Consider the following 24,037-nt stretch of genomic DNA (forward strand, 5'->3'; position numbering starts at 1 on the left):
CGCTTTTTTCATAATTTCACGGATCCCTGCCTTCTAACATAAGGCGGTCTAGGTGCTCTTCTTTCTTGTAATGGTAGAGTGTCCTGCTCATTAGCATTCGCTCGTTTTTTTATAATAGATGTAATCTTTTTTCGTGCTGAAGGTTGGAGAAAATAGATGGCGCTGACTGCGATTCCTCCAAGTCCGATAAGAGCTCCTGTCTTCCACTTGTTTTTCGTAAGTGATAGCTTTTCCAACGCATTTAGCCTCCTAAGTTTCCATAATTAACAATTATCTACTATTTACACGGTTTGGACAAGTCTAAACCAACTTGTGATAAATTTCGTTCCGGCTTCCTTTTAACGACACGATGCTTCTAATTAAATAATAAAAATAAGGAGAAAGTGTTTTCTATTTTTTTATATTTGATATAATTATTTCCATTAAATAATTATTTGTACCTATTTCTTTGGTACTAAAAAGGGGAGGACATTTGCTTGAACCTTTTTTCATCTTTTCAAAAGCGAATGTTACGAAACTATGTGTTTAGTTCCGCATTTGCGGTATTTGGCGTTGGGAGCACGCTCATTTTCCATACACTTTCTTTGAGCCAACGTGAAATTTACTTCTTGCTGGCCATTATAATGATATCCGTTTGTACAATGCTCATAGCGGAATTTTGGACGTATAAGCGACAGGTTTCTCCGATTCGTTTGGTGTACCGATCCGATATTCTTTCGAAGGAGTCGTTGTATGACGCTCACGCTCGTCTACACGCCTTTCCACTTCTAACCTTAAAACGAATTCTCGGACCGCATTTTTTGGGCATTGGCATCCCTTCATCTGGACTAGCCATTCTTTGTATTCATTATGGCGTACTAGCCATCCCGTATTATTTTGTTGGTCTTGCCTGGATTGGCGCTTTTTTGATTGCTGTTATGCACGGACTCATTGAATTCTTTTTAACGTTTGAAACGATCAAACCGCTTCTTCACGACATTCAAGAGAAATGGTTTGAACAAAACAACGAGGATTTAGCACATGAAAAATCGTTTTTCTTTAGCATTAAAAAGAAAATGGTGATCAGCTCGTTGTTCTTTGCAATCTTTCCTGTCGTTCTGTTTAGCCTTGCCACGCAAATCCGGATGCAAAGCATTCAAGAAAATGGGCTAGGTGATTATTGGAGCTGGGCCCTAATCATCCTCGCTATGGTTGTTATTATTGCGTTAAGCGGCTCTTTTCTTTTATTTAAGCATTTTAAGCAGCCGATCGAACAGCTACAAAAAGGCGTATACGAAGTCGGTCAAGGCTCGCTAAATCGAATGGAGAACGTCTATTCCGATGAATTTTCAGACTTAGTAACCGGCTATAATCACATGATCAAAGCGATACGTGTACGCGACGAATTAAATCAGCAGCTAATGGAAAGCTTCTTTACGGCGATTGCTGCCACCCTTGATGCACGAGATCCTTATACAGCTGGACATTCTGAAAGAGTAGCGGCATACTCTGTTCAAATTGGTGAACGAGCTGGCTTTAGCAGTGGAGAACTAGATTTATTGAAAAAATCAGCCCTTCTCCATGATATTGGAAAAATTGGCGTTCGGGATGAAGTGTTATTAAAAGAGGGGCGACTAACAGATGAAGAATTCAACCAAATTAAAGCTCACCCCGTAATTGGTGCGCATATTTTAAGTCAGGTTATTATGACGGAAGAAATCAAACAGCTTCTCCCCGGCGTTAAATATCATCATGAGCGTTACGATGGCAAAGGATACCCGGAAGGCTTAAGCGGTGACACGATTCCCGTCTTTGGTCGTTTAATTGCTGTTGCTGACGCGTACGATGCAATGACGTCCGATCGCCCTTACCGAAAAGGAATGCCAGCAGGAAAAGCGCTTCAAATCATTGAAAGCGGAAAAGGCACACAGTGGGACCCTCATTACGCAACGCTTTTTGTTGACTTAATGAACGAGGGCTTTGCTAAAAAAGTTTCTGGTGAATAACCTTGACGTTTGAAGAAGCAATGAGAGTATGCTACGATAAATTCATGCAGTGAATAGGTTTACCTGTTCCTGCATATACTACACATGTCACCCTATCCAATCATTCGCGATCGTTGCGGGACACTTAACCATGTACGGATGGATGGGGTGATGTAGTAAAAAGCGTGCAGCTTCTGCACGCTTTTTTATGTGGTTAGCTTAGTAAGAACCTCCGCCACCGAGCATTCATCCGTAACAAGGCGCAGTGCTTGCCCTGCCCAAAGGGACATTTTTTCAGGATTTTGATCTTTGGCCGCTTTGGCGCGCAGTGCTTTTGTTAATGTATTTTGGAGAGGGTATGGTAGTACGCTTACTTCTTTCATTTTTTCCATAAACTCATTTTGAATCCCTCTCGCCCATTTTCCAGAAAAGGCTTTGGTGAGAGCCGTATCACTCTCGTTTTTCGCGATCAGCGTCTTTTTATAGGTAGGATTTGCTCCACTTTCATTGCATGGTAAAAAGACAGAACCTAATTGGACACCCTCCGCTCCTAATATATATGCCGCTTCAATTCCTCTTTTGTCCGCTATTCCCCCTGCCGCGATAACCGGGATGTGGAGATGATCAGCCATTTGCGGAACGAGCGCAATCGTTCCAATTAACGCATCACCCTTAGTTGCTATAAAAGTACCTCGATGTCCTCCTGCCTCGCTCCCTTGTGCGACTATATAATGAACACCGCTTTCTTCAAGCATCATTCCTTCCTCTACAGTCGTCGCCGTACCAATGACTTTAATTCCCTCTATTTTTAAGCAGTGAATCACATCCAATTGAGGCGATCCGAACGTAAACGAACAAGCCGTTACCCCTTCTTCAACGACGACCTCAATTTGTTTGACGTATTCTTCATTGTGTTTGTCACCACTAGGGTCCGTAACGGGTTGAATCGTCGGTGAAATTTGCAAAAGCTGTTCGTTCATCATCTCAATGTCGCTTTTATTAACGTCTTGTGTGGGTTCTGGCACAAAAAGATTTACGCCAAACGGTTTATTGGTTCGCTTTTTCACCTCACGAATGGCATCGCGTAGCTCCTCAGCCGTCAGATAACCTGCTCCGATTTGCCCGAACGCACCAAAATTGGATACGGCTGCCACGAGTTCAGGTGTGGTAATTCCTCCTGCCATGCCGGCTTGAAAGATCGGATAGGTTATGCCGAGCTCTTTTTGGATCGTTCCCATTTTCCTCATCCCCTTGTATATGCTGATTTTCACTGAATCGCTGTTACTCCGCTGTTAAATTTGATACTATAATACTTACTATAACACGGAACAACTCGTTTAACGTTCCTTTTTGAGGAGGCACTATGTTACAGGAATTTGGCTATTCTCAGTATGAAAGTCAAGTATATGAAACGCTACTTGCAGGAACAGAACCGATGGACGCAACGTCGATCGTCAGTCATTCACAAGTTCCAAAGGCGAAAGTATACGAAGTATTAAACCGCATGATTGATAAAGGTCTTATCATGAATACCGTATCGGAAAAGAAAAAGCTTTATCATGCCATTCCCCTTGAGTCTGTGATCAAAAAACTTACATATGAATTTGAACAAAACGTAGAAGAATTAAAAAAGAAAAAAATTGAGCGTTCGTTTTCAGATGATCGTGTATGGAGTTTAAAAGCACATTCCACCATTTTTGCGCAAACGGAAGAAATGATTCATCACGCAAAAACGACCATCTTTATGTCATCTTGGAGTGAAAATCTTATTCCTTATCTTCCCCTTCTTGAGGAAAAGGAGGCGAGCGGTATTGAAGTTGAAATTCTCTCCATTGGAGCGATTGAAACGTCTTTGAAACACGTTCATATCCTTGTCCCAATCGATGAGCATGATCGCCTCGAAAAGTCTCATTTAATTGTCATTGATGAAGAAGATGCGGTGTTTGCAGGAATTGAAAACGATCAGTGGAAAGCAATTAAAACGATGTCACAACCGTTCGTAAAATTCTTCACCGATTTCTTTTATCATGATGTGGCGCTAGCACGCATTACGGAGCGATTTCACGATCAGCTTGTTGATGATGAAGTGACAAAGAAACTGCTCACGCGCCTTCGCTATTAAGCCTACCTAAAAAGAAGCAAAATGTTCCAACAGGACGTTTTGCTTCTTTTTACTATTTCCTCTTGTACTCTTCTCTAAAAAAGGTTACTATTCTCGTAGTAACTTTTTTTAAAGAGGAGGTTTGGACGTGAATCCAAAAATTTATATATTAGCTGTCTCCTGTTTCGTCATTGGAACGGTAGAGCTTATCATTGGCGGTATTTTAGATATTATCTCTAATGACTTAGGAGTTTCAGTGAGTAAAGCTGGAAATTTGATTACGATTTATTCTGTTTTTTTCGCCCTGTCAGCCCCTATTTTGCTGAATATGACGGCGAAATTTGAACGTAAAAAAACATACTTATGGACATTATTTGCCTTTTTACTTAGTAACGTACTATCAGCAGCAAGCACAAACTACGAAATGTTGTTTGTAGGGCGTATTATTGCGGCTATTAGTGGTTCGTTCCTTGTCGTTCTTTCTACGACGATGGCTTCTAGAATGGTGGCCGATGAATACAAAGGTCGCGCGATCGGAACGATCTTTATGGGGATTAGTGCTTCTCTTGTATTAGGTATTCCAATTGGGATTTTAGTTGGAAATGCGTACGGGTGGCGTTCGGTGTTCATTTTAATTGGGATTTTGACTGCGCTTATTATGGTCGGCGTCTTTTTCTTATTAGAAAAAGTATCTCCACCACCTGTTGTACCGCTTCGTGAGCAGCTGCGTTCCCTACGTGAGCCGAAGATTATCACAACAGAGCTCTCATCAGGCTTTATGTTAGCCGGGCACTTAACGTTGTATGCGTATTTAACACCGTTTTTACGCACGACGCTTCACATGAATACAACGATGGTAACAATCATGTATATTGTATTCGGAATTGCAGCTGTTGCCGGCGGTGGTCTTGGTGGTTTAAGCTCCGACAAATTCGGTTCGAAAAAATCGATTTTAACGATTATTACGGCGTTCTTAGTCATGATGCTGATTATTCCGTTTAGCGTAGACTGGCCGATTTATGTGTTTACAGCCGTTATTATCATTTGGAGTGCACTAAGCTGGGCGATTTCTCCAGCACAAAATAACTTCATTATCCAAATGGCTCCTCATAACTCTGACATTTTATTAAGTTTAAATACGTCAGCAAGTCATTTGGGCATTGCGCTTGGATCATTTGTTGGTGGAATGGTAATCGAGCATACATCCATTTTATATAACGCATGGTTTGGAGCTATTTTTGTGCTAATTGCGCTTTTATGCTCAATCTTTTCTATTACGCGTCATACAGTATCGCAGTCTGCACAGTCACATCAGCACTAACAAAAAAGGAATTTCGATCTAAAAATCGAAATTCCTTTTTTGCATTTTATGGTATTATAAAAGAAAGGTGGTGGTCGTATCCGTATTTTTAGCCTTGTTCAATTCGTTTCTTATCTGCTTTTATATAGCTTCTATTTTTTAGTGGTGCAACCGCTCTTTTCCGTTCATATCGTCATCACATTTCTACTTGTACTTACTTTTTCTCTCCTTCTTCATTTCATTTCGAAGAAACTGGATGGAAAGATTCTCTTCTTAGAAAAGCGAATCGATCCACACATTAGCACGCTTTTTATAGTCACGATTACCATTACAGCTCTACTTATAAATTAGCACAAAAAAAAGAGCGCAATTTGCGCCCTTTTCCACTTATGAAGCTTTTTTTATTGATTGACTTGCTGTTTGTTTTTTGTGATATGCAAGGAAATAGATTAAGCCAACAAAAATTGCTCCCCCTACGATGTTTCCGAGGAAAACAGGCACGAAGTTTTGGAAGAAATCTACCCATGTTGCTTCACCAGCGAAGATCGCTGCTGGAATAACGAACATGTTGGCTACCGTATGCTGGAAACCAATTGCAACGAATGCCATAATTGGGAACCAAATGCCGAGAATTTTACCCGCAACATCTTCTGCACCAAACGTAATCCATACTGCTAAACATACTAACCAGTTACAGCCGATAGCGGAAACAAATGCTTTTCCAAACGGATCGGCAATTTTTGCTTGAGCAACTGCCACTGTTTTTTCTAAAAATGGACCTGTTTCTGTTAATCCAACAACGTGTCCGAAGAAATAAGCGATAAACAGTGCACCAACGAAGTTACTTACTGTGATCCAAAACCAGTTACGAACAAGACTTCCTGCTGAAATACGCTTTGCGAATGCAGCAATTGAAAGTGTCATCATGTTTCCTGTAATCAGCTCACCGCCAGCTAAAATAATTAAAATAAGTCCCACTGGAAAGACGGCTCCACCGATTAAACTTGCCATACTGCCCCATTCTGCCGGTAAGTTTCCGATGACACGAATGTCTAGAAGAAATCCTAACGAAATGAACGCTCCTCCTAGAAACCCAAGTACGATTAGCGATAGCAAAGACATGTTTGCTTTGTTTGTTCCTGCTTCAACAGCAAGATCCATAATTTTGTTTGGCTTGTTATATGCCATACCCTTCACTCCTTTTTGAATAAAAAAGGCAACACTCAAATACCCCTACCGTTCGATAGAGAAATAAGAATGCTGCCTAATGACGCTGCATTATCAGTACAGCGCATCAATTATCATTAATTATATGGAATGGAAAACCTACAGAGCGTGCAGGCTCACCAATCAGCGCTATTCGCGCGCAATGAACATTTTGTATTATACCTTCTTCTCGTTCTGTTGACAATGCATTTTTTCACAAAATGTTCACAAATCAACAATACGCTCAGGATGCGTGTACACGTTAAACGACTGATTGCGAATAAATCCAACAGTTGTAATACCAAGATCTTCCGCAAGCTCTAGCGCTAATTCAGTCGGAGCTGATTTGGATAGGACGATCTCACAGCCAATCTTCGCGACTTTTAATAAAATCTCAGATGATATGCGGCCGCTAAATACAATGATCTTATCTTCGATGGAAATATTATGTTGCAGACAATATCCGTAAATTTTATCAAGCGCATTATGACGACCAATATCCATCCGGCTCAGCACCGTTCCGTTTACATCACAAAGCGATGCATTATGCACCCCACCTGTTTCTTGGAAAATCGTTGCGGACTCTTGCATATCTTTCATTAGTCGGAAGCAGTCATCCGGTGTGATTTGCACATGAATATCCGTCATTTGTTTAGCTGTTAGTGCATCATTCACGAATACAAAACCTTGTCTGCTCATACCGCAGCATGAAGTAATGTAACGCTTGCTTTGGAAGTTACGGTAAAAAGGGTTCACTTTATTTGTTTTCACATGAACATATCCTTCTTTTTCCTGATACCATACTTCATCAATATCTTCGTACTTTCGAATGACTCCTTCAGAAGCTAGAAAGCCAATGACCATGTCTTCGATGTATTCTGGTGAACAAACCATCGTTACAAATTCTTCTCCGTTCACTTTAACGGTTACCGGATGCTCCGTTACTACATGATCAAGAACCTTTTTATGTTCCCCTTTTTCGTAGCGTGTAATTTCACGCTCTGCTCGCACTGATTTCCCCATCTTACTCATCTCCTATACGATTGGCTTATCAAAAATAAATACAGACACGGCCATATTCTCTTCTACTTTAATGTCAGAAAACAGATGAACAAGCTTTGCACCTACTAATTCCTCTAGTCCTTCTGGCATATTGGTTGCGTATACTTCTTGAATCATTTTCGTTCGGGCTGAATGAACGACTTCTGCTCCCCCAGGAGATTTTGCGATAAACTTTTCCGTTGGTGTTAAATTCCCATATAGCGTCGATACCGCCATATTTTCTACAAACACCGTATGTATCTTTTCAGGTCCTTTTCCAAAGAGCTCTTTACGAACCTTACGTAAAATATCATTAAACTCATGCACTTTTTTCGACATTCTTCAAATCCCCCATCCATTGCACTCAGCAAACAACGTCAAATTATAACCGTTTTACTCGCACTTTTAAACATAAAATATTTTAGTCACTAAAACAAGAAACTCGTCCCACAATCCACCTTCTTAAAGGATTTACGTGCTATTCCATTGACAGAATGGACCTTCTCACCTATTTACTTATCGGTGACAGCCCCTCCTTTTTTTACAAAATAAGCAGTTTCTACTTATTTTTACTAGCTATTAATGGACTTTTTCACCGAGATAAAAGGTTCCCTCCTTGTTATTTTACCAACGTTTGCAGCTACTAAAACACGCTATTAAAAAAAGAACTGTTGTCACTTTTTTTAGAAAGAGCTATAATATAATTTGTTTGATGGAATTATAGCACGTGTATTGTTATGATTTTATCATGTGAACCCCTATTCGGTCGGTGTTCATTCACTACATAAGTACCAGAAGCTTTCGTAAAGTTTCCGCCTTATATTGAAAGATCACGTTATACGAATGGATTGGTATATTAGTAAGGTTTGCTAATGAACTATTCCACCATAGAAGCAGGTCCATCTTTTTACGATGAGTCTTATGCTTTTGTGGTGGTTTTTTTTTGTGATTAAAAAGAGAAATCGTGTTAAGGAGGAGAACCGTTTTATGGAGAAACAATATCTCAGCGTCATGATTGATGGACAAAAATATGACGTGAAACCAGGTTCTACAATTTTAGAAGTAATCAATGAAAATGGGCTTGAACACCCACAAGTATGCTACGTACCAGAGGTGGATCCACTGCAAACGTGTGATACATGTATGGTTGAAGTAGACGGAAAACTAATGCGCTCTTGCTCAACCGTTGCCATGAGCGGCATGAATATCGATCGCAGCTCTAGCCGTGCAAAAGAAGCACAAACAGAGGCTATGGATCGCTTACTTGAAAATCATCTCTTGTACTGCACAGTTTGTGATAACAACAACGGAAACTGTACGTTACATAATACAGCTGAAATGATGGAAATCGAGCATCAAAAATATCCATATACACCAAAAGTTGATCCATCAGAAGTCGACATGTCTCACCCATTCTATCGCTATGATCCGAACCAATGTCTAGCATGTGGACAATGTGTAGAGGTGTGTCAAAATCTACAAGTTAACGAAACTCTTTCAATGGATTGGGAAGCTGAACGCCCTCGCGTTGTTTGGGATGAAGGCGTGTCAATCAACAACTCTTCTTGCGTATCATGTGGACAATGTGTAACTGTATGCCCATGTAACGCGTTAATGGAAAAATCAATGCTTGGTGAAGCTGGCTTCATGACAGGTATGAAAGAAGATATGCTTGAGCCAATGGTTGATCTTATTAAAGACGTAGAGCCTGGCTACAAAGAAATTTTCGCAATTTCAGAAGTAGAAGCAGCAATGCGCGAAGAGCGTACGAAAAAAACGAAAACCGTTTGTACATTCTGTGGTGTTGGCTGTTCGTTCGAAGTATGGACAAAAGGCCGCAAAATTTTAAAAGTACAGCCATCTTCTGATGCACCAGTAAATGCAATTTCTACTTGTGTAAAAGGAAAATTCGGTTGGGACTTCGTAAACAGCGAAGAACGGATTACGAAACCATTAATTCGTAAAGGCGATTCATTTGTTGAATCAAGCTGGGAAGAAGCACTTTCACTTGTCGCAAGCAAAATGGGTGCGATTAAAAATGAATTTGGCGGAGACGCTCTTGGATTCATCTCATCTTCTAAGATTACAAACGAAGATAACTATGTGATGCAAAAATTAGCGCGCCAAGTATTCGAAACAAACAATGTTGACAACTGCTCACGCTACTGTCAATCTCCTGCAACGGACGGATTATTCCGCACAGTTGGTATGGGTGGTGACGCTGGTACAATTAAAGATATCGCAGCAGCTGGTCTTGTTATTATCGTAGGTGCAAACCCAACTGAAGGACATCCTGTACTTGCAACACGCGTGAAACGTGCACATAAATTACATGGGCAAAAGCTAATCGTTGCTGATCTTCGTAAGCACGAAATGGCAGAACGCTCGGATATCTTTATTAGTCCAAAACAAGGGACAGACCAAGTATGGCTAATGGCTGTCACAAAATACATGATTGATCAAGGCTGGCACGATGATTCCTTTATTCAAGAACGTGTTCATTTCTTTGATGAATTTAATGAAGTGCTTGGAAAATACACGCTTGAATATGCTGAAAAAGTAACGGGTATTTCACAAGCAACGCTTATTGACGTAGCGAAAATGATTCACGAAGCAGACGGTACATGTGTACTTTGGGGAATGGGCGTTACGCAAAATACAGGAGGAAGTGACACATCTGCTGCCATTTCAAACCTTCTGTTAGCAACAGGAAACTACGGTCGTCCTGGTGCAGGTGCTTACCCTCTTCGCGGACATAACAACGTACAAGGTGCGTGTGATATGGGTACATTGCCGCCATGGTTACCTGGCTATCAACACATTACAGACGATGCAGCACGTGCGAAGTTTGAAAAAGCGTACGGTGTTTCCATTAGCTCAACGCCTGGGAAAGATAACATTCAAATGCTTGAAGCGATCGATAAAGGCGAGCTAAAAGCGATGTACTTAATGGGTGAAGACATGGCGCTTGTAGATTCAAATGCAAACCATGTACACGACATTTTATCAAAATTAGATTTCTTCGTCGTACAAGATATTTTCTTAACGAAAACGGCTCAATATGCAGATGTTGTTCTCCCTGCTTCACCAAGTCTTGAAAAAGAAGGAACGTTCACAAATACAGAGCGTCGTATTCAACGCCTCTATCAAGTCCTTCCTACTCTTGGCGAATCGAAGCCAGACTGGTGGATCATCCAGCAAATCGCTCAGCATATGGGCGCTGACTGGAACTATGAAAGTCCAAAAGAAATCATGGATGAAATCGCAAGCCTGTCTCCTTTATACGGACAAGCAGTTTATGAAAACTTAGAAGGTTGGAACACGCTATGTTGGGGAAGCTTTGATGGTGCTGATACACCGCTTCTATACACAGAGCGCTTCAACTTTGACGATGGAAAAGCTCGTTTCGCCCTATCTGACTGGGTGGAGCCAGCGGCATTCCCTGAGGAATATGACCTTCACATCAATAACGGACGTATGCTTGAGCACTTCCATGAAGGAAATATGACGAATAAATCAACAGGAATTCAAGCGAAGCTCCCAGGTGTGTTTGTTGAGGTATCACCAGAGCTTGCGGCTGAGCGCGCAGTAAAAGACGGTTCACTTGTACGTCTACAATCACCATTTGGTGCTATTCGTGTTCGTGTCCTTGTGACGGATCGCGTGAAAAAGAACGAATTATATATTCCAATGCATTCTACATCTAACGAAAGTGCGATTAACTTGTTAACAGGTCCTGCGATGGATCATCGTACTCATACACCTGCATACAAACAAACGATGGTTCGCATGCAAGTATTAGATGTAGACGGAGATATTCCATTGCCATCTACGAATCCACGTACGAAAAAACGCAACCCACGTCCAGGCGTTGAAGTTGAGCGCAAATGGGATCGCCCTGGGTATGTTCATTTAACGGACTGAGGAGGAAAGTAGACAATGGCAAAACCTATTACGACAATTGAAAAGCATATTCCAACACCGGAAGAAGCAAAAAACCAGAAGCTAGAAGAGTTAACCTCTCTTCTAGCTAACAATGATGCGGCGCTGAACCAGACCATTGATATCATCAAAGAACTGCATGCAAGTGGACTTTTAGAAGCAGCTCACTCAGCCCTAAAAGCAAAAGAAAAAATCGCAAAAATTGCAGTCGGTCAAGTATCAAGAGAACCAGCTAAAAACATCATTAACAATTTAATGAGCGCAACAGGCCTTTTAGCTAACATGGACCCTGAAGTAATGACGAAGCTCATCGGTAGCTTATCTACTGGTATTCAGCAAGGAAATGAACACCTTCAATCTGATAAAACGATCGGTATGCTTGACCTTTTAAAAGTATTAAAAGACCCTGATGTAAACCGAGCAATCGGCTTTGGCATTCAGTTCTTAAAAGGATTAGGTAAAGGATTAAACGAATAAATGTAAAAGCCAATAAGGCCCCCTTCCTTATTGGCTTTTACACATCATGTACGGAAAGGAACGTGACAACATGCTAACACCACAAAAAGTGCTTGAAGCGCTTAAACACGTTGAAGATCCCGAGATTCGTAAAAGTCTTGTGGAATTAAATATGATTCGAAATATCGAGGTAACAGACGGACACGTTAAGCTTGAGGTTGTCTTAACCATCCAAGGCTGTCCCCTTAAAGCAAAAATTGAACAAGATATCGCAGATGCATTAAAAGAAGCAGGAGCACTGTCTGTTGCTCTACGCTTTGGAACGATGACTCAGGAGGAGCGTGCAGCACTGACTGCTTCTCTAAAGAAAGAAGCATCTACTACTTCTGGCATGCCAAAAATTTTAGATCCTGCCTCTGGCGTAACGTTTATTACCGTGACGAGCGGAAAAGGTGGCGTTGGGAAATCGACTGTAACGATTAACCTTGCGACGGCTCTTGCTCGTGCAGGAAAACGCGTTGGCATTATAGATGCGGATATTTATGGATTTAGTATCCCAGCGATGATGAAAATCACACAAAAACCAACGATGATCAACGAAACGGCTATTCCGGTTGAAAGTCACGGCGTAAAGGTAATGTCGATGGGCTTTTTCGCACCCAACAATGACCCTGTTATGTGGCGCGGACCAATGTTAAACAAATGGATTCGTAACTTTTTAGCGAATACCCATTGGGGCGAGTTAGACTATCTTCTATTAGACTTGCCTCCTGGAACAGGCGATGTGGCGATTGACGTTGCGAGTATGATTCCGCAAGCAAAAGAGCTAATCGTTACAACTCCGCATAATGTGGCATCGTATGTTGCATCTCGTGCAGGTGCAATGGCACGTCATACAAAACACGAAATCTTGGGTGTCGTAGAAAATATGGCGTACTACGAAGACAAAGACGGCGAACGTAAATTCATGTTCGGTCGTGGCGGCGGCGATATGCTTGCCGAGCAACTTAGTACAGAAGTCGTGGCACGTGTCCCATTTGCACAGCCAGAAGATGCGATTGTCGAATCTGTTTATGATGAAGATTCCGTCGCTGGTGAAGTGTTTACGGAATTAGTTCAAGATGTACTGCTCGTAAAATAACAAAAGGCTTCGTACTCGTGGTACGAAGCCTTTTTATTTATTCTGTTCTCCCCTTTGCATCATACCCTAGCTCAATAAGAGCCTGTTCAAAATCTTGAGAGCTTGATTCCGCTTCCTCAAAGCTGACGAATACTTCTCCTGTGTCGACCTGAACGGTCACATCACGCACACCCCAAATTCGATGGAGTGCTTGAAGAATTTTCGCTTCGTCCTCTTTGGTCTTTAAATCTGGTAGTATCCACGTATTTTCAACCATCCCTTTTATCTCCTCTCCTTAATGATCGCTGTGCTTTTTATCGAGAAATCCTTCTCCCAACCCTTGCATAAAGGCTGTCATGCTACCAATAGCAGCTTTCGCCTCCGGTGTGCGCATCGTTTTACTGAGCTGCCATAGGCTACGCTCTTCGTTCTTCTCAATGCTTTCGTTCATATTAGTGAAGCCATTGGAAACCCCATTTAACAGCTTTTGAAGCTCATCCGCATTGACAGATCCTAAAAATTTCATCGTGTTCATCGCGTTTTTAATGATGTTGTGCATACCTGGCTGATCAATTTGTTGAACGGCAATATAACCAATATCGTTTCGTTTCTGAAGTGCCGCCGAGATCGCATGGAGCGCCCCCATTTCATGGAGATTTTTTAAAATATCCATCGTCGTCATAATGGCATCCCGGTTATCGGCAAGTGCCGTCACGATATCTGCTAATGCGTCTGCCTGTTCCTGATGCTTATCCGGTACTTGCTTTTTTATGGAACGAATTGCTTTTGCCATGTTATTGACCTCCCTCTTTGATCATTTTTTCAATTGGGGTGAAGTCTTCTCGCTTCCACTTCTCCTCTACTCGGACACTGATCTGTGGTACGCGATTTCCGAAGCGATGATTCACTTTTGGCAGTGGTGGTGTCCCTGTCTCTGAAATGATCTCCATTTTAACACCCATCTCTTTGTAAGCAGGCGTGTGAGTCTCTTTGTCATGATAGCTGCTTGTTAAGCGGTTCACGGCCATTTCATCCTCAGCTGAGTTCATTGTAAGATACAGTTCTTTTCCGCGAACCGTATCTGTTACCATCGCCTGTACTTTCACATGACCGTACGGAGATGATAGTCGAACGAGCGCACCGTCTGTAATTCCTCGCTCAGCAGCAAGTTCTTTTGATACCTCAAGCCAAGGATACGGCACTTTGTGCGTAAGACCTTTTGATTTATACGTCATGTTTCCTTCATGGAAATGTTCAAGAAGACGCCCGTTATTAAGATGAAGATCATACTCTTCTCCTGCTTCATACGGCTCTGACCATGTTGGAATAACGAGTCGTGCCTTTCCGTCTTCAAATGAGAAACGCTCTGTGTATAGAAGCGGTGTGTCTGTACCATCTGCTGCTACAGGCCACTGCAAGCTATTCCATCCTTCTAGTCGTTCATACGTCACGCCTGCAAATAGCGGTGCAAGAGAAGCTGCCTCGTCCATAATTTCACTTGGATGCGTATAGTTCCAGTTCGCACCTAGACGGTTCGCAACTTCCTGGAAGATTTGCCAATCTGGCTTTGAATCACCAACTGGTTCAAATACACGGTGGAAACGCTGAATGCGACGTTCTGTATTGGTAAACGTGCCATCTTTTTCGAGACTAGGAGCAGCAGGTAAAATAACATCCGCAAATTGAGCTGTTTTTGTAAAGAATACGTCTTGGACCACCATAAATTCTAGCTTTTCAAATCCTGTATCCACATGGTTCGAGTTGGAATCGACAATCGCCATATCTTCTCCGAACAGGTAAAGTGCTTTTAAGTTTCCTTCGTTCATCTCTTCGACCATTTGATGATTATCAAGGCCTGTTGAAGTAGGAAGCGATACACCCCATGCCTTTTCATAGCGTGCTCGAACGCTGTCGTCTGCTACTTTTTCATAGCCTGGGAACCATGTTGGCATCGTTCCGAAATCACATGCTCCCTGTACGTTGTTATGACCACGCAGTGGATACGCACCTGTACCTGGACGACCATAGTTTCCTGTAATTAACAATAGGTTTGAGATAGCCGTACTTGTTTCCGTCCCATCCATATGTTGTGTGACGCCCATCGCCCATAGTGCACAAACCGATTTGGCTTCGTGAATCATCGTTGCTACTTGAATAAGCTCTTCTTTTGAAAGACCCGTCATTTCTTCTGCATACTCAAGCGTATAGATCTCAAGAGAAGCAATGTACTCGTCTAATCCGTTTACGCGATTTGCTAAAAACTCACGAGCTTCCCAGCCTTGGTCAACGATGTATTTCGTTACAGCAGAAATCCAGATAAGATCTGTACTTGGCTTCGGATGAATGTGAAGATCGGCACGTTCTGCTAGTTCGTTTTTACGTAAATCCGCTACGATTAGCTTTTGTCCATGAAGCTTGTGAGCACGCTTCACGCGAGTAGCGAGTACAGGATGCGATTCAGCAGGGTTTGCACCGATTACAAATACTAAATCAGAGCTTCCGATGTCTGTAATGCTTCCTGCATCACCGCCAATTCCGACCGTACGAAGAAGTCCTGCCGTTGCCGGTGACTGACAATAGCGTGAGCAGTTGTCCACGTTGTTCGTTCCCATAATCGCACGAGCAAATTTTTGGAACATAAAGTTTTCTTCGTTTGAACATTTAGAAGATGCGATGTACCCAATTGAATCTGGACCGTGCTTCTCTTTAATTTCTGTCAGTTTTGTTGCAATGACGTTAAGCGCCTCTTCCCAGCTTGCTTCAATGAACTCATCGCCTTGACGAATCAACGGCTTTGTAAGACGTTCTTCACTATTAACGTAATCCCAGCCCCATTTTCCTTTTACACACGTTGAAATTCCGTTCACTGGTGCATCTACGCTTGGCTCTACTTTTAAAATTTTTCGGTCTTTCGTCCAAATTTCAAAACTACAGCCTACCCCACAGTACGTACAAACCGTTTTCGTGCGTTTGATACGCGCCTCACGCATGCTTGCTTCAACTTCTGAGATCGCAAAAATTTCTTTGTATCCTGGCTCTACTTCTTTTGTTAAGTGAATCATCGGATCTAGCGTTTTCGGCATGATTCCTGTTAAGAATCCAGCTTCACCGAGCATCGGTTTCTCCATTAAGGCGTTACACGGACAGACCGTTACACAGTGACCACAGCTTACGCAGGAAGATTGATCGATCGGGACGTCGTTATCCCAAATAACACGAGGCGCTTCACGATCCCAGTCAATTGTGAGCGTTTCGTTTACCTGAAGGTCTTGACACGCCTCTACGCAGCGGCCGCACAGAATACATTGATCCGGCTCGTAGCGATAAAATGGATGTGAATTATCAGCTGCATACGGTTTTTCTTTAAATTCATATTTTTGATGCTCAATTTCTAGTAATTCAGCTGTATTATGCACCACGCAGTTGCCGTTGTTGTTGTCACAAACGGTACAGTACAGCTCATGATTTTTTAAGATGCGCGACATCGCCTCGTACTGAGCGTCTTTTACCTGCTTCGAAACTGCATTAACGTCCATATTTGGCACCGCTTTTGTCGCACAGGAACGAACGAGTTCCCCATTTACTTCTACAAAACACGTGTCACATGTTTGAATCGAGCCAAGATCAGGGTGATAGCAAATGCTCGGAATGCTGTAATTATGTTCATTGGCTACTTCTAGGATTGTTTGCCCTTCTTTTGCATGATACTGTTTGCCGTTAATATTAATGTGAAAAGTAGATTCACTCATTTTCCATTCCTCCTCATTACTTTTCCGTAATCTTAATGGTGTCTAACTCATTTTTATACGCAATCCAATACATCATTGCGACAAAAATACTTCCTCCTACCGCGTTGCCTAAAAAAACGGGGATAAAATTCATTATGTAATCGCCCCATCCGAAGTATCCTGAAAAAATAGCTGCGGGAATTAAAAACATATTGGCAACCACGTGCTGAAAGCCAATTGCAACGAAGCCCATAATCGGAAACCAAATACCTAAAATCTTTCCTCCCACGGATTGAGCACCGTATGCCAACCATACCGCTAGACCTACAAGCCAGTTACAGCCAATAGCTGAGAAGAAGGAGGCAACAAATCCTTCATCCAACTTTGCTTTTGCGATTGCGACGGTTTTTGCTAAAAAAGGGCCTGAATCGGTTAAGCCCGCTAGATGTCCAAAGCAATAAGCAACGAACAGTGCCCCGACAAAGTTACTGAGCGTAATCAGCACCCAGTTTTTCACCAGCTGCCCGAACGTAACTTTTCGGCTAAAGCAAGCAAGTGAGATCGTCATCATGTTGCCAGTTAATAGTTCTCCACCTGCAATTAAGATGAGAATGAGTCCGAGTGGGAACACAGAAGCACCTAAAAAGGCCCCAAACGTTCCCCAGTCAGCCGGTAAATTAGCGCTTACCCGTATATCAAGCAGGAAACCTAGCGAAATAAATGCGCCTCCCAAAAATCCGAGCGGGAGTAAACTGCTCATTGGTAAGTGCACTTTGCTAACCCCAGCTTCCACGGAGAGCTTGGCAATTTGCTTCGAGTTATAAAACGCCATCTTCTATTCCTCCTAGTCGAGTCTTTCTTTTACTATTTGCATAATGATGGATTTATATAAATTCACACCTTTTGTTTAGCCCCCTGTAAAAGCAATTGCCTACCCTTACCGCCTAGATCGCAACGAACACAGTACTCTGTACATACAGCTGTTGGCGCTAGCATCATATTTTCTTCGTTAAAATAATGGAAAAGTGCTTGTTTTACGATGATATCGGGTATTCTATTATGAAACTCATTCAACTAACGAAAGGAAGAAATACAATGAACAAACAACTATTGCACGAGCGCGTGGTAAGTATGATTACGTCTGCAACAAAAAAACCAAAATATTCGGCATTATCTGCTGTCAAGCTTGCGGACATGTTCGGAACGACTGCTCAAGAAATTGAGACGGCTTTAGGGGAGCTCGTTTCCGAGGGGAAACTTAAAAAGACCCGTCTCGATGCACCTCCTCATGCAACGATTTACCTTCTTCCTTAATGGAAAACAATAAAAGATGATGGAATAATATCCATATTTCCCTTCATTTTTTGTGAACAAACTTATCTTGTCGAAATTTTCTTTCGATAAGGTCCATAAGCTTCAAACGAGCGATAAACAATGCACATACTCCCATTGACGAATTTTGTCGAAAAATAGTATAGTTATAAACATATTCGCATAGATATCAATTTATTTAGCACGCCTAGCTCCATTGAACATTAACGATCGAACGCTATCTGCTGAATAAACGTTACACAACTTAGAAAGTCAAAAGGAGTTTAGAATGTCTCAACAAAAATTAGGTTTTTGGTTATTAACTGCATTAGTAGTCGGAAATATGGTGGGCTCTGGTATCTTCATGTTACCTCGCTCCCTTTCAGAATCTGCTAGTCCTGCGGGCGTTACGCTTGCATGGCTACTAACTGGTGCTGGCGTTATGCTGACAGCTCTTGTATTTGGGAATTTGGCTATTCGAAAGCCTGAGTTAAGCGGAGGTCCTCAGATTTATGCAAAGGAGCTATTAAAAGAAAAGCCCGTTGCGTCTCTCCTCTCAGGCTTTATGTCTTCATGGGGGTATTGGATCGGAAACTTCGCAGGGAACGTTGCAATTATCTCAACGTTCACAAGCTATCTTTCTACCTTTTTCCCGATTTTAAATAGCAAAGCCGTCATTTGGACAATTGGAAGCTTTGATCTAAAGGTTGGGAATGCTTTAACATTTATCATTTGTACACTTATGCTGTGGGGTGCTCATTTCATCATTTTAAAAGGGATGAAAGGGGCAGGGAAAATCAATTTTGTGGCAACTGTCGCAAAAGTCATTGGTTTTGCCCTATTTATTATCCTAGCGCTTTTTGCTTTTGATAAAAGCAACATTTTACCGTTTGTCGCTCCTAAAGAAGATGCAGCTGGGCATACGGTTGGGCTACTGTCACAAGTAAACGGTGCAGCGCTGTCTACCCTATGGGCGTTTATCGGCATTGAGTCGGCGGTCGTTTTTGCTTCAAGAGCCAAACGAACGCGGGACGTTAAATGGGCAACAATTGTTGGATTATGTATTGCTCTAGCCATTTATCTAGGAATTAGCTTTCTCACGATGGGCGTTCTTTCGCAAAGTGAGCTCATTCATTCAGAGAAGCCTCTTGTCGATGCAACAGAGCAAATCGTTGGTCCGATTGGCGCTTACTTAATTGCGGGTCTCGGGCTTGTTAGCTTACTAGGATCAACAATCGGCTGGGTGCTCCTCAGTGCAGAAGTCCCTTACCAAGCGGCTCGTCAAGGATTGTTCTTACCAGCCTTTGCAAAGGAAAATAAGCAATCAATGCCTGTCTTTTCACTATGGGTTTCAAATGCGCTTGCACAGCTATTTATTTTTTCGACGGTCTCTAGTTCTATCTCAAGTGCATTTGACTTTGTGATTTATATTGCTACTCTCGCCTACTTGGTTCCTTATCTTATTTCAGCTCTGTATCAAATGAGGTTGACCATTACAGGTGAAACTTATTTACACAGCAGACAGCGTGTTGTGGACGGTATGATCGCTGCGGGTGCCACGATTTACTCACTGTGGGTTATTGTAGCTGGAACATCTGATTTAAAAACATTTTTATTTGGCGTTGCGCTCCTAGCAAGCGGGATTATCTTCTATCCGCTGCTTCGTAAAAATGCGCATCATTTATCGTCTTAACGAAAAAAGACTGTGCGAGTGAGCACAGTCTTTTTCTATGTACTTATGAGCGTTGCTTTGTCTCCAAATGTTCCATCTCTGCTTTTTCAAGAAACGGGTCCATAAGCGCGACAAATTGCTGAAACCTTGGTGATTGCATGAAGCCCTCCATATGACTTTCAACCGTATCCCACTCTACAAAAATAAAGTATTTCCCGTCATTTTCGATGGATTTATTTAGCGTGTGAGAACGATAGCCCGCTGTCGCTGCAATAAGTGCTGCCGCTTCTTTAAATGCTATTTCAAACTCGCTTTGTTTTTCTTTGTGAATGTAAAAAACGGCATGTTCAATAATCATGCACTCATCTCCTCCTTATGCAAACGTCTTTCCCATCTTAATACGTTTTTCACTAAAAGAAAAGCTGAAGAGATTGAGTCTCTTCAGCGAGTAGAAACGATTAATAGCATTGAAAGGACGAGATACGATTCGTATCAATCCCAAAGTAAACCCAGTTAAATCCTGTCCAGCGATAGCCTGATACTGAACGACGCCCTACAAATGTAGGATAAAACCAAAATGATTGCCCGCTATTTAACCATACATACGTATATTTATATCGACACCCTGCAATTGCTCCCGGATCGACAGCTTTTAAGCTCGGGCCCTGATTTAACTGAGGGACAAACGACGGTGGAGGTGAAGATGGCGGTCCGTCTTGATTCCAGCCTCCTGAAGGTGGGCCCGGTGGTGGTGGCGGTGGAAAGAAACCCTGTCCTTGGTTTGGTGAGGGTGGAAAAAAGCCCTGCTGTGGAGGTGGACCTGGGAAAAACCCTCCTTGTGGTGATGAGCCCGATCCGCCTGGAAAGCCCGGAATTACGACCGAGAAAGGAAACTTGGATTGTTGCCTCCAATCATACATAAAAAAACCTCCCTGCTACTTGAAATGTTGTCTCTACCTTTACGATATGTGTAAAGCCTATCCTACGTGTTTAATTACGTAAAAACACCCCAAAAGCAACATTCGCTTTCGGGGTGTTTGATTAAGGGTAACGTTTTATTCTTTTGTATGGTCGTTGTTTTGAATCACTGGTGCTGGTGTTGGACGTTCTACGTTTTCAGGTACTGCTGTTCGAACCGTACCAACGCGTGATGTGGATGTATCGTCAGAGCTATCTAGGCTGTTTGTCCCTTCTAAGTCAACTACTCCTTTCAATTCACTTCCTGCCTCGGCTACCTTTGAGCCGATGCTTTTTAAGTCTGCTTTGGAGTCTTTTAACGTCGAGATCGTATCGTTTGTTGTATCAGATACTTTACCTAGCACTTCATCATTTACACGTTCGTACAAGCCTTGTGCCTCGCTGATCGCATCTTTTAAAGAGTTTGTTGCGCTTTTAAACTGTTGAATCATTTGGTTCTTAACGTCCTGTGGATTTTCGCGAATTTGCCCCCACATGTCAACAGATGAATTTTTTAAATCCACCGCTTTTCCTTTTACTTGGTTGCGAGTAGTAGAGTCTAGTAAAGTTAACACTCCCCCAACAACGCCTCCGATGATAATCCCTTTTAGCAGCTTGCTATTTTTCTCATCCATTTGAAAGTCGTTTGTTGAATTTGTATGCTGAGCTGTTGGGATGCTTCCGATGTTACCTGTTGTTTGGATACCTTCGTTTGTTTGTACCATGATTATTCCTCCTAAATAAGTATGATCGTTACTGTTGGTTATGTAATTCCCAGCCTCTCTGATTGTTAAACACTTTATTTAGGAAACAAAAAAAGGATCTGCTGTTTGTGCAGATCCTCTCATGTTAAATTGAACGAATAATTCCACCTTCAACGCGCTGTGTTGCGCCGTTAATTGCTGATGCTTTATGAGACGCAAGAAAGACAATTGTGCTTGCCACTTCTTCTACTGTTGCAAAGCGTTGAATAAGCGATGTTGGCTCATTGTCTTTAAAGTAATCTCTTGTAAAGGCGCCTAGCTCTTTATTTTCAGCTTTGGCAGCTCCTTCAATAAAGTTTTCTACACCTTCTGTCCACGTTGGACCAGGTAAGACCGCATTGACTGTCACTTTTGTTCCTTTCGTCATCTCAGCCATTCCTCTTGATAAACTGATAAGCGATGTTTTCGTCACTGAGTATGGAAGCATTTGCGGAAGAGGCTTTACTCCCGCCTCACTAGCTAGATTTAAAATTCGACCTTGATTTCGTTTCAGCATTTTAGGAAGATAATGACGTGACGTACGTACAGCCGTCATTACATTCACTTCAAAATACTCCATCCACTCTTCGTCTGTTACTTCTTCAAAGCTTTTCACCTCAAAGAACGCGAGGTTGTTCACAAGCACGTCCACTTCTCCAATGGCATCAACCTGCTCAAGGAATTGTTTGCTTTGCTCCGGCTTAGAAAGGTCTGCTGCCACACCGTGAACCGTCCCATGAGCAGAAAGCTCTTTCACTACTTTATCGACCTTCTCCTGTGTACGACCATTGACGACAACATGTGCCCCTTCTTGTAAAAAGTGCTCAGCAACAGCCTTTCCAATTCCTGCTGTTGATCCTGTTACTACGACTAATTTCTGCTGAAGATTTAATTCCATTTGTCTATCATCCTTTTCTATGTAAATTGATTTGTCGAGTATATCAATCGAAGTTAGTATAAACCAGTCATCTGCTCATTATGTCCTTGTTCGCTACTCTAGCATGTTGGTCGTTATTCAAGTATAATGAAGACAGCTTCCGCTTAGTGAGTAAGTGGATACATATGCTTTCAAAAGAAGTGAGGGATACGATGTTAGAAATCACAAGTTATACAGTAGAAAAATTAAAAGATCCGTTTGGTATTTTAAGCGGAGATCGTTATGAATTCTTTTTAGATGTAGACGTTCCAGAAGACGATGAGCTTTACAACGAGAACGGACTCCGCTTGAAGGTTATTTTAAGTGTTACGGACGAGGAAGCAAAAATCGTTCAATACCATTTTTATGATCGCAGCACAGACAAATACATCGACTTTTCGTTAGAAGAAGATGAGGAGCAAATGGTGCTCGCGTTTTGTAAGGAACGTACGTCAGAAGCTGAAGAACAACAATAAGAAATTACAAAAAAAGCCGCAGCTGCGGCTTTTTCTTATATGAACACTAGCTCTTCTTGCTTGTATCCATGGTGCGGCCAGTGGGATTTTCGGTCTTTGTATACTTTTTCGATATGATGATGAAACGCTGAATCTAAAATGGTTTCTCGACTAATGTCTTTATACACGCGGCAAAGCTCCAAGCGTTCGATAATTTCCGTTGATGTGGGCAATGACTTACTAAGCATCCACTCCACGTAATGAACCACCTGATCGTCTAACGATAGCAGCGACTGCAGCTCCTGTGGCGGCTTATTTTTCACAATTGGTACAAAATGATTCATTAGCTCCGTTTTCGTTTTTAAAATGTGTTCTTTTACCTTATCCTCAAGCTCTTTGCTATACGTCTCGATTAATTCTTTTACTTTCTGATACTCTTCTTCAAACCGTTTTTTGTCCTCGACAAGGATGACACGACCATAGTGTGGTACTGAGCGCGTATAATCTGCTCGAAGCTTGTCCACGTGTTTTTTCATCGGTTTTGTGAGCAGGGAAAACGTATCATCAAATAGCGGATAAGAGGTTCTCACCTTCTCTTCAACACCCTTTATTGACGTATTGTTCCAAAGCTCTCTTGGGATGGTGATCACAAACTGATCTAAGCGGGCGCCGGTAAATGTAATATCGACAAACTGTACGACATTACGATATTCTTCTAGCCATTCGATTAGACGTATTTCCTTCATTTCTCCCTCTCCCTTGTGCCTGTCCACTTTTTATTAAATCTATGCGCCTCATTTTTGTTTATACCAAAAAGCGATCGTTTTTTAGGAAATATTCGTAACCATTTCACTAAAAACGACCGCTACATTAGTTGTTTGCTTGTTTTTTAAGATCAAAATATTGCTGCCTCATTCGCTGAATGACTTCCTTTTGTCCTGAAGTTGCGGATATAACCGCTCCTTTGATCGTTTGCTCAATGTCATATAGAGATTTGGTAGACAGATGAATATGCTCATTTTCTTGAAGTATGTAGGTTAAATGTTCAATAAAATCAACGGGGTTCATTAATTTTTCCATGCTCGTTCCTCCCTCGGTATATGTTTTTCTTTGTTGCCACATTAC

24 protein-coding genes are annotated in these 24,037 nt (G+C 42.0%); 9 read left to right on the forward strand and 15 right to left on the reverse strand.

What is annotated here, in order from left to right; all coding sequences use genetic code 11:
- Positions 1-8: 8 nt before the first annotated feature.
- On the reverse strand, positions 9-236 hold the full coding sequence (locus AMD01_RS10490; protein ID WP_053401351.1) for a hypothetical protein: 228 nt from the start codon (positions 234-236) through the stop codon (positions 9-11).
- Between the two features lie 240 nt (positions 237-476).
- On the opposite strand from AMD01_RS10490, the gene AMD01_RS10495 reads away from it, so the two are divergent.
- Complete coding sequence (locus tag AMD01_RS10495; RefSeq protein ID WP_245638928.1) at positions 477-1,985, forward strand: HD-GYP domain-containing protein; 1,509 nt, start codon at positions 477-479, stop codon at positions 1,983-1,985.
- A gap of 185 nt (positions 1,986-2,170) precedes the next feature.
- On the opposite strand, the gene AMD01_RS10500 is transcribed toward AMD01_RS10495, so the two are convergent.
- Positions 2,171-3,202 (reverse strand): NAD(P)H-dependent flavin oxidoreductase, encoded by a 1,032-nt coding sequence (locus tag AMD01_RS10500; RefSeq protein WP_053401352.1) that lies wholly within the window; start codon positions 3,200-3,202, stop codon positions 2,171-2,173.
- 125 nt (positions 3,203-3,327) lie between these two features.
- Between AMD01_RS10500 and AMD01_RS10505 the strand changes: the two genes are divergently transcribed.
- Both AMD01_RS10505 and AMD01_RS10510 read left to right on the forward strand, forming a co-directional pair.
- A complete protein-coding gene (locus tag AMD01_RS10505; protein ID WP_053401353.1) occupies positions 3,328-4,086 on the forward strand; it encodes a TrmB family transcriptional regulator in 759 nt (252 codons plus the stop codon).
- A 127-nt stretch (positions 4,087-4,213) separates the two neighbouring features.
- Complete coding sequence (locus AMD01_RS10510; RefSeq protein WP_053401354.1) at positions 4,214-5,386, forward strand: MFS transporter; 1,173 nt, start codon at positions 4,214-4,216, stop codon at positions 5,384-5,386.
- Positions 5,387-5,752: 366 nt separating this feature from the next.
- On the opposite strand, the gene AMD01_RS10515 is transcribed toward AMD01_RS10510, so the two are convergent.
- The 3 genes from AMD01_RS10515 to AMD01_RS10525 all read right to left on the reverse strand — a co-directional run bounded on the left by AMD01_RS10515 (position 5,753) and on the right by AMD01_RS10525 (position 7,951).
- On the reverse strand, positions 5,753-6,553 hold the full coding sequence (locus AMD01_RS10515; protein ID WP_053401355.1) for a formate/nitrite transporter family protein: 801 nt from the start codon (positions 6,551-6,553) through the stop codon (positions 5,753-5,755).
- Between the two features lie 243 nt (positions 6,554-6,796).
- Complete coding sequence (fdhD, locus tag AMD01_RS10520; RefSeq protein ID WP_053401356.1) at positions 6,797-7,594, reverse strand: formate dehydrogenase accessory sulfurtransferase FdhD; 798 nt, start codon at positions 7,592-7,594, stop codon at positions 6,797-6,799.
- A gap of 12 nt (positions 7,595-7,606) precedes the next feature.
- A complete protein-coding gene (locus tag AMD01_RS10525) occupies positions 7,607-7,951 on the reverse strand; it encodes a Na-translocating system protein MpsC family protein (protein WP_053401357.1) in 345 nt (114 codons plus the stop codon).
- 648 nt (positions 7,952-8,599) lie between these two features.
- Between AMD01_RS10525 and fdhF (AMD01_RS10530) the strand changes: the two genes are divergently transcribed.
- The 3 genes from fdhF (AMD01_RS10530) (at position 8,600) to AMD01_RS10540 (ending at position 13,151) form a co-directional block, all read left to right on the forward strand.
- On the forward strand, positions 8,600-11,536 hold the full coding sequence (gene fdhF, locus AMD01_RS10530; protein WP_053401358.1) for a formate dehydrogenase subunit alpha: 2,937 nt from the start codon (positions 8,600-8,602) through the stop codon (positions 11,534-11,536).
- Positions 11,537-11,551: 15 nt separating this feature from the next.
- Positions 11,552-12,031 (forward strand): helical membrane plugin domain-containing protein, encoded by a 480-nt coding sequence (locus tag AMD01_RS10535; protein ID WP_053401359.1) that lies wholly within the window; start codon positions 11,552-11,554, stop codon positions 12,029-12,031.
- A gap of 70 nt (positions 12,032-12,101) precedes the next feature.
- Positions 12,102-13,151 (forward strand): P-loop NTPase, encoded by a 1,050-nt coding sequence (locus AMD01_RS10540; RefSeq protein WP_053401360.1) that lies wholly within the window; start codon positions 12,102-12,104, stop codon positions 13,149-13,151.
- Between the two features lie 37 nt (positions 13,152-13,188).
- Here the strand turns inward: AMD01_RS10540 and AMD01_RS10545 are convergent, their stop codons facing one another.
- The 4 genes from AMD01_RS10545 to AMD01_RS10560 are packed head-to-tail and all read right to left on the reverse strand — an operon-like array spanning position 13,189 to position 17,690.
- The gene (locus AMD01_RS10545) at positions 13,189-13,407 is read right to left on the reverse strand and encodes a heavy-metal-associated domain-containing protein (RefSeq protein WP_053401361.1); all 219 of its coding nucleotides are present in this window, start codon (positions 13,405-13,407) and stop codon (positions 13,189-13,191) included.
- Between the two features lie 18 nt (positions 13,408-13,425).
- Positions 13,426-13,923, reverse strand: coding sequence for a helical membrane plugin domain-containing protein (locus AMD01_RS10550; protein WP_053401362.1), 498 nt, complete (start codon positions 13,921-13,923; stop codon positions 13,426-13,428).
- A 1-nt stretch (position 13,924) separates the two neighbouring features.
- Positions 13,925-16,879: a formate dehydrogenase subunit alpha gene (fdhF, locus tag AMD01_RS10555; protein ID WP_053401363.1), complete on the reverse strand. Its 2,955-nt coding sequence runs from the start codon at positions 16,877-16,879 to the stop codon at positions 13,925-13,927.
- 16 nt (positions 16,880-16,895) lie between these two features.
- On the reverse strand, positions 16,896-17,690 hold the full coding sequence (locus AMD01_RS10560; protein ID WP_053401364.1) for a formate/nitrite transporter family protein: 795 nt from the start codon (positions 17,688-17,690) through the stop codon (positions 16,896-16,898).
- A gap of 263 nt (positions 17,691-17,953) precedes the next feature.
- Between AMD01_RS10560 and AMD01_RS10565 the strand changes: the two genes are divergently transcribed.
- A complete protein-coding gene (locus tag AMD01_RS10565; RefSeq protein WP_053401365.1) occupies positions 17,954-18,172 on the forward strand; it encodes a hypothetical protein in 219 nt (72 codons plus the stop codon).
- A gap of 286 nt (positions 18,173-18,458) precedes the next feature.
- Positions 18,459-19,862, forward strand: a complete 1,404-nt coding sequence (locus AMD01_RS10570) for an amino acid permease (RefSeq protein WP_053401366.1) — start codon at positions 18,459-18,461, stop codon at positions 19,860-19,862.
- 43 nt (positions 19,863-19,905) lie between these two features.
- On the opposite strand, the gene AMD01_RS10575 is transcribed toward AMD01_RS10570, so the two are convergent.
- From AMD01_RS10575 to AMD01_RS10590, 4 genes are all read right to left on the reverse strand, one after another.
- Positions 19,906-20,199, reverse strand: coding sequence for an antibiotic biosynthesis monooxygenase family protein (locus tag AMD01_RS10575; protein ID WP_053401367.1), 294 nt, complete (start codon positions 20,197-20,199; stop codon positions 19,906-19,908).
- A gap of 100 nt (positions 20,200-20,299) precedes the next feature.
- Entirely contained in the window at positions 20,300-20,761 is a 462-nt protein-coding gene (locus tag AMD01_RS10580) for a hypothetical protein (protein ID WP_053401368.1), read from the reverse strand.
- Positions 20,762-20,896: 135 nt separating this feature from the next.
- Positions 20,897-21,523 (reverse strand): hypothetical protein, encoded by a 627-nt coding sequence (locus AMD01_RS10585; protein WP_053401369.1) that lies wholly within the window; start codon positions 21,521-21,523, stop codon positions 20,897-20,899.
- Between the two features lie 124 nt (positions 21,524-21,647).
- A complete protein-coding gene (locus AMD01_RS10590) occupies positions 21,648-22,439 on the reverse strand; it encodes an SDR family NAD(P)-dependent oxidoreductase (protein ID WP_053401370.1) in 792 nt (263 codons plus the stop codon).
- Positions 22,440-22,630: 191 nt separating this feature from the next.
- Here AMD01_RS10590 and AMD01_RS10595 point away from each other — a divergent pair, with 191 nt between their 5' ends.
- The gene (locus AMD01_RS10595; RefSeq protein WP_053401761.1) at positions 22,631-22,933 is read left to right on the forward strand and encodes a DUF6509 family protein; all 303 of its coding nucleotides are present in this window, start codon (positions 22,631-22,633) and stop codon (positions 22,931-22,933) included.
- A 35-nt stretch (positions 22,934-22,968) separates the two neighbouring features.
- On the opposite strand, the gene AMD01_RS10600 is transcribed toward AMD01_RS10595, so the two are convergent.
- Together AMD01_RS10600 and AMD01_RS10605 are read right to left on the reverse strand one after the other, a co-directional pair.
- Positions 22,969-23,658, reverse strand: coding sequence for a hypothetical protein (locus AMD01_RS10600; RefSeq protein WP_053401371.1), 690 nt, complete (start codon positions 23,656-23,658; stop codon positions 22,969-22,971).
- Positions 23,659-23,782: 124 nt separating this feature from the next.
- Positions 23,783-23,992, reverse strand: a complete 210-nt coding sequence (locus tag AMD01_RS10605) for a hypothetical protein (protein ID WP_053401372.1) — start codon at positions 23,990-23,992, stop codon at positions 23,783-23,785.
- Between the last annotated feature and the right edge of the window lie 45 nt (positions 23,993-24,037).

Origin of the sequence: Priestia koreensis (assembly GCF_001274935.1) — a bacterium.
GTDB classification, from domain to species: domain Bacteria; phylum Bacillota; class Bacilli; order Bacillales; family Bacillaceae_H; genus Bacillus_AG; species Bacillus_AG koreensis.

Excerpts from the sequence above, each read along its gene's own strand:
- AMD01_RS10500 (WP_053401352.1), bottom strand. The coding sequence starts at position 3,202 with ATGGGAACGATCCAAAAAGAGCTCGGCATAACCTATCCGATCTTTCAA.
- AMD01_RS10505 (WP_053401353.1), top strand. The coding sequence starts at position 3,328 with ATGTTACAGGAATTTGGCTATTCTCAGTATGAAAGTCAAGTATATGAA.
- AMD01_RS10515 (WP_053401355.1), bottom strand. The coding sequence starts at position 6,553 with ATGGCATATAACAAGCCAAACAAAATTATGGATCTTGCTGTTGAAGCA.
- fdhD (WP_053401356.1), bottom strand. The coding sequence starts at position 7,594 with ATGGGGAAATCAGTGCGAGCAGAGCGTGAAATTACACGCTACGAAAAA.
- AMD01_RS10525 (WP_053401357.1), bottom strand. The coding sequence starts at position 7,951 with ATGTCGAAAAAAGTGCATGAGTTTAATGATATTTTACGTAAGGTTCGT.
- fdhF (WP_053401358.1), top strand. The coding sequence starts at position 8,600 with ATGGAGAAACAATATCTCAGCGTCATGATTGATGGACAAAAATATGAC.
- AMD01_RS10535 (WP_053401359.1), top strand. The coding sequence starts at position 11,552 with ATGGCAAAACCTATTACGACAATTGAAAAGCATATTCCAACACCGGAA.
- AMD01_RS10540 (WP_053401360.1), top strand. The coding sequence starts at position 12,102 with ATGCTAACACCACAAAAAGTGCTTGAAGCGCTTAAACACGTTGAAGAT.
- AMD01_RS10545 (WP_053401361.1), bottom strand. The coding sequence starts at position 13,407 with ATGGTTGAAAATACGTGGATACTACCAGATTTAAAGACCAAAGAGGAC.
- AMD01_RS10550 (WP_053401362.1), bottom strand. The coding sequence starts at position 13,923 with ATGGCAAAAGCAATTCGTTCCATAAAAAAGCAAGTACCGGATAAGCAT.
- fdhF (WP_053401363.1), bottom strand. The coding sequence starts at position 16,879 with ATGAGTGAATCTACTTTTCACATTAATATTAACGGCAAACAGTATCAT.
- AMD01_RS10560 (WP_053401364.1), bottom strand. The coding sequence starts at position 17,690 with ATGGCGTTTTATAACTCGAAGCAAATTGCCAAGCTCTCCGTGGAAGCT.
- AMD01_RS10565 (WP_053401365.1), top strand. The coding sequence starts at position 17,954 with ATGAACAAACAACTATTGCACGAGCGCGTGGTAAGTATGATTACGTCT.
- AMD01_RS10570 (WP_053401366.1), top strand. The coding sequence starts at position 18,459 with ATGTCTCAACAAAAATTAGGTTTTTGGTTATTAACTGCATTAGTAGTC.
- AMD01_RS10575 (WP_053401367.1), bottom strand. The coding sequence starts at position 20,199 with ATGATTATTGAACATGCCGTTTTTTACATTCACAAAGAAAAACAAAGC.
- AMD01_RS10580 (WP_053401368.1), bottom strand. The coding sequence starts at position 20,761 with ATGTATGATTGGAGGCAACAATCCAAGTTTCCTTTCTCGGTCGTAATT.
- AMD01_RS10585 (WP_053401369.1), bottom strand. The coding sequence starts at position 21,523 with ATGGTACAAACAAACGAAGGTATCCAAACAACAGGTAACATCGGAAGC.
- AMD01_RS10590 (WP_053401370.1), bottom strand. The coding sequence starts at position 22,439 with ATGGAATTAAATCTTCAGCAGAAATTAGTCGTAGTAACAGGATCAACA.
- AMD01_RS10595 (WP_053401761.1), top strand. The coding sequence starts at position 22,631 with ATGTTAGAAATCACAAGTTATACAGTAGAAAAATTAAAAGATCCGTTT.
- AMD01_RS10600 (WP_053401371.1), bottom strand. The coding sequence starts at position 23,658 with ATGAAGGAAATACGTCTAATCGAATGGCTAGAAGAATATCGTAATGTC.
- AMD01_RS10605 (WP_053401372.1), bottom strand. The coding sequence starts at position 23,992 with ATGGAAAAATTAATGAACCCCGTTGATTTTATTGAACATTTAACCTAC.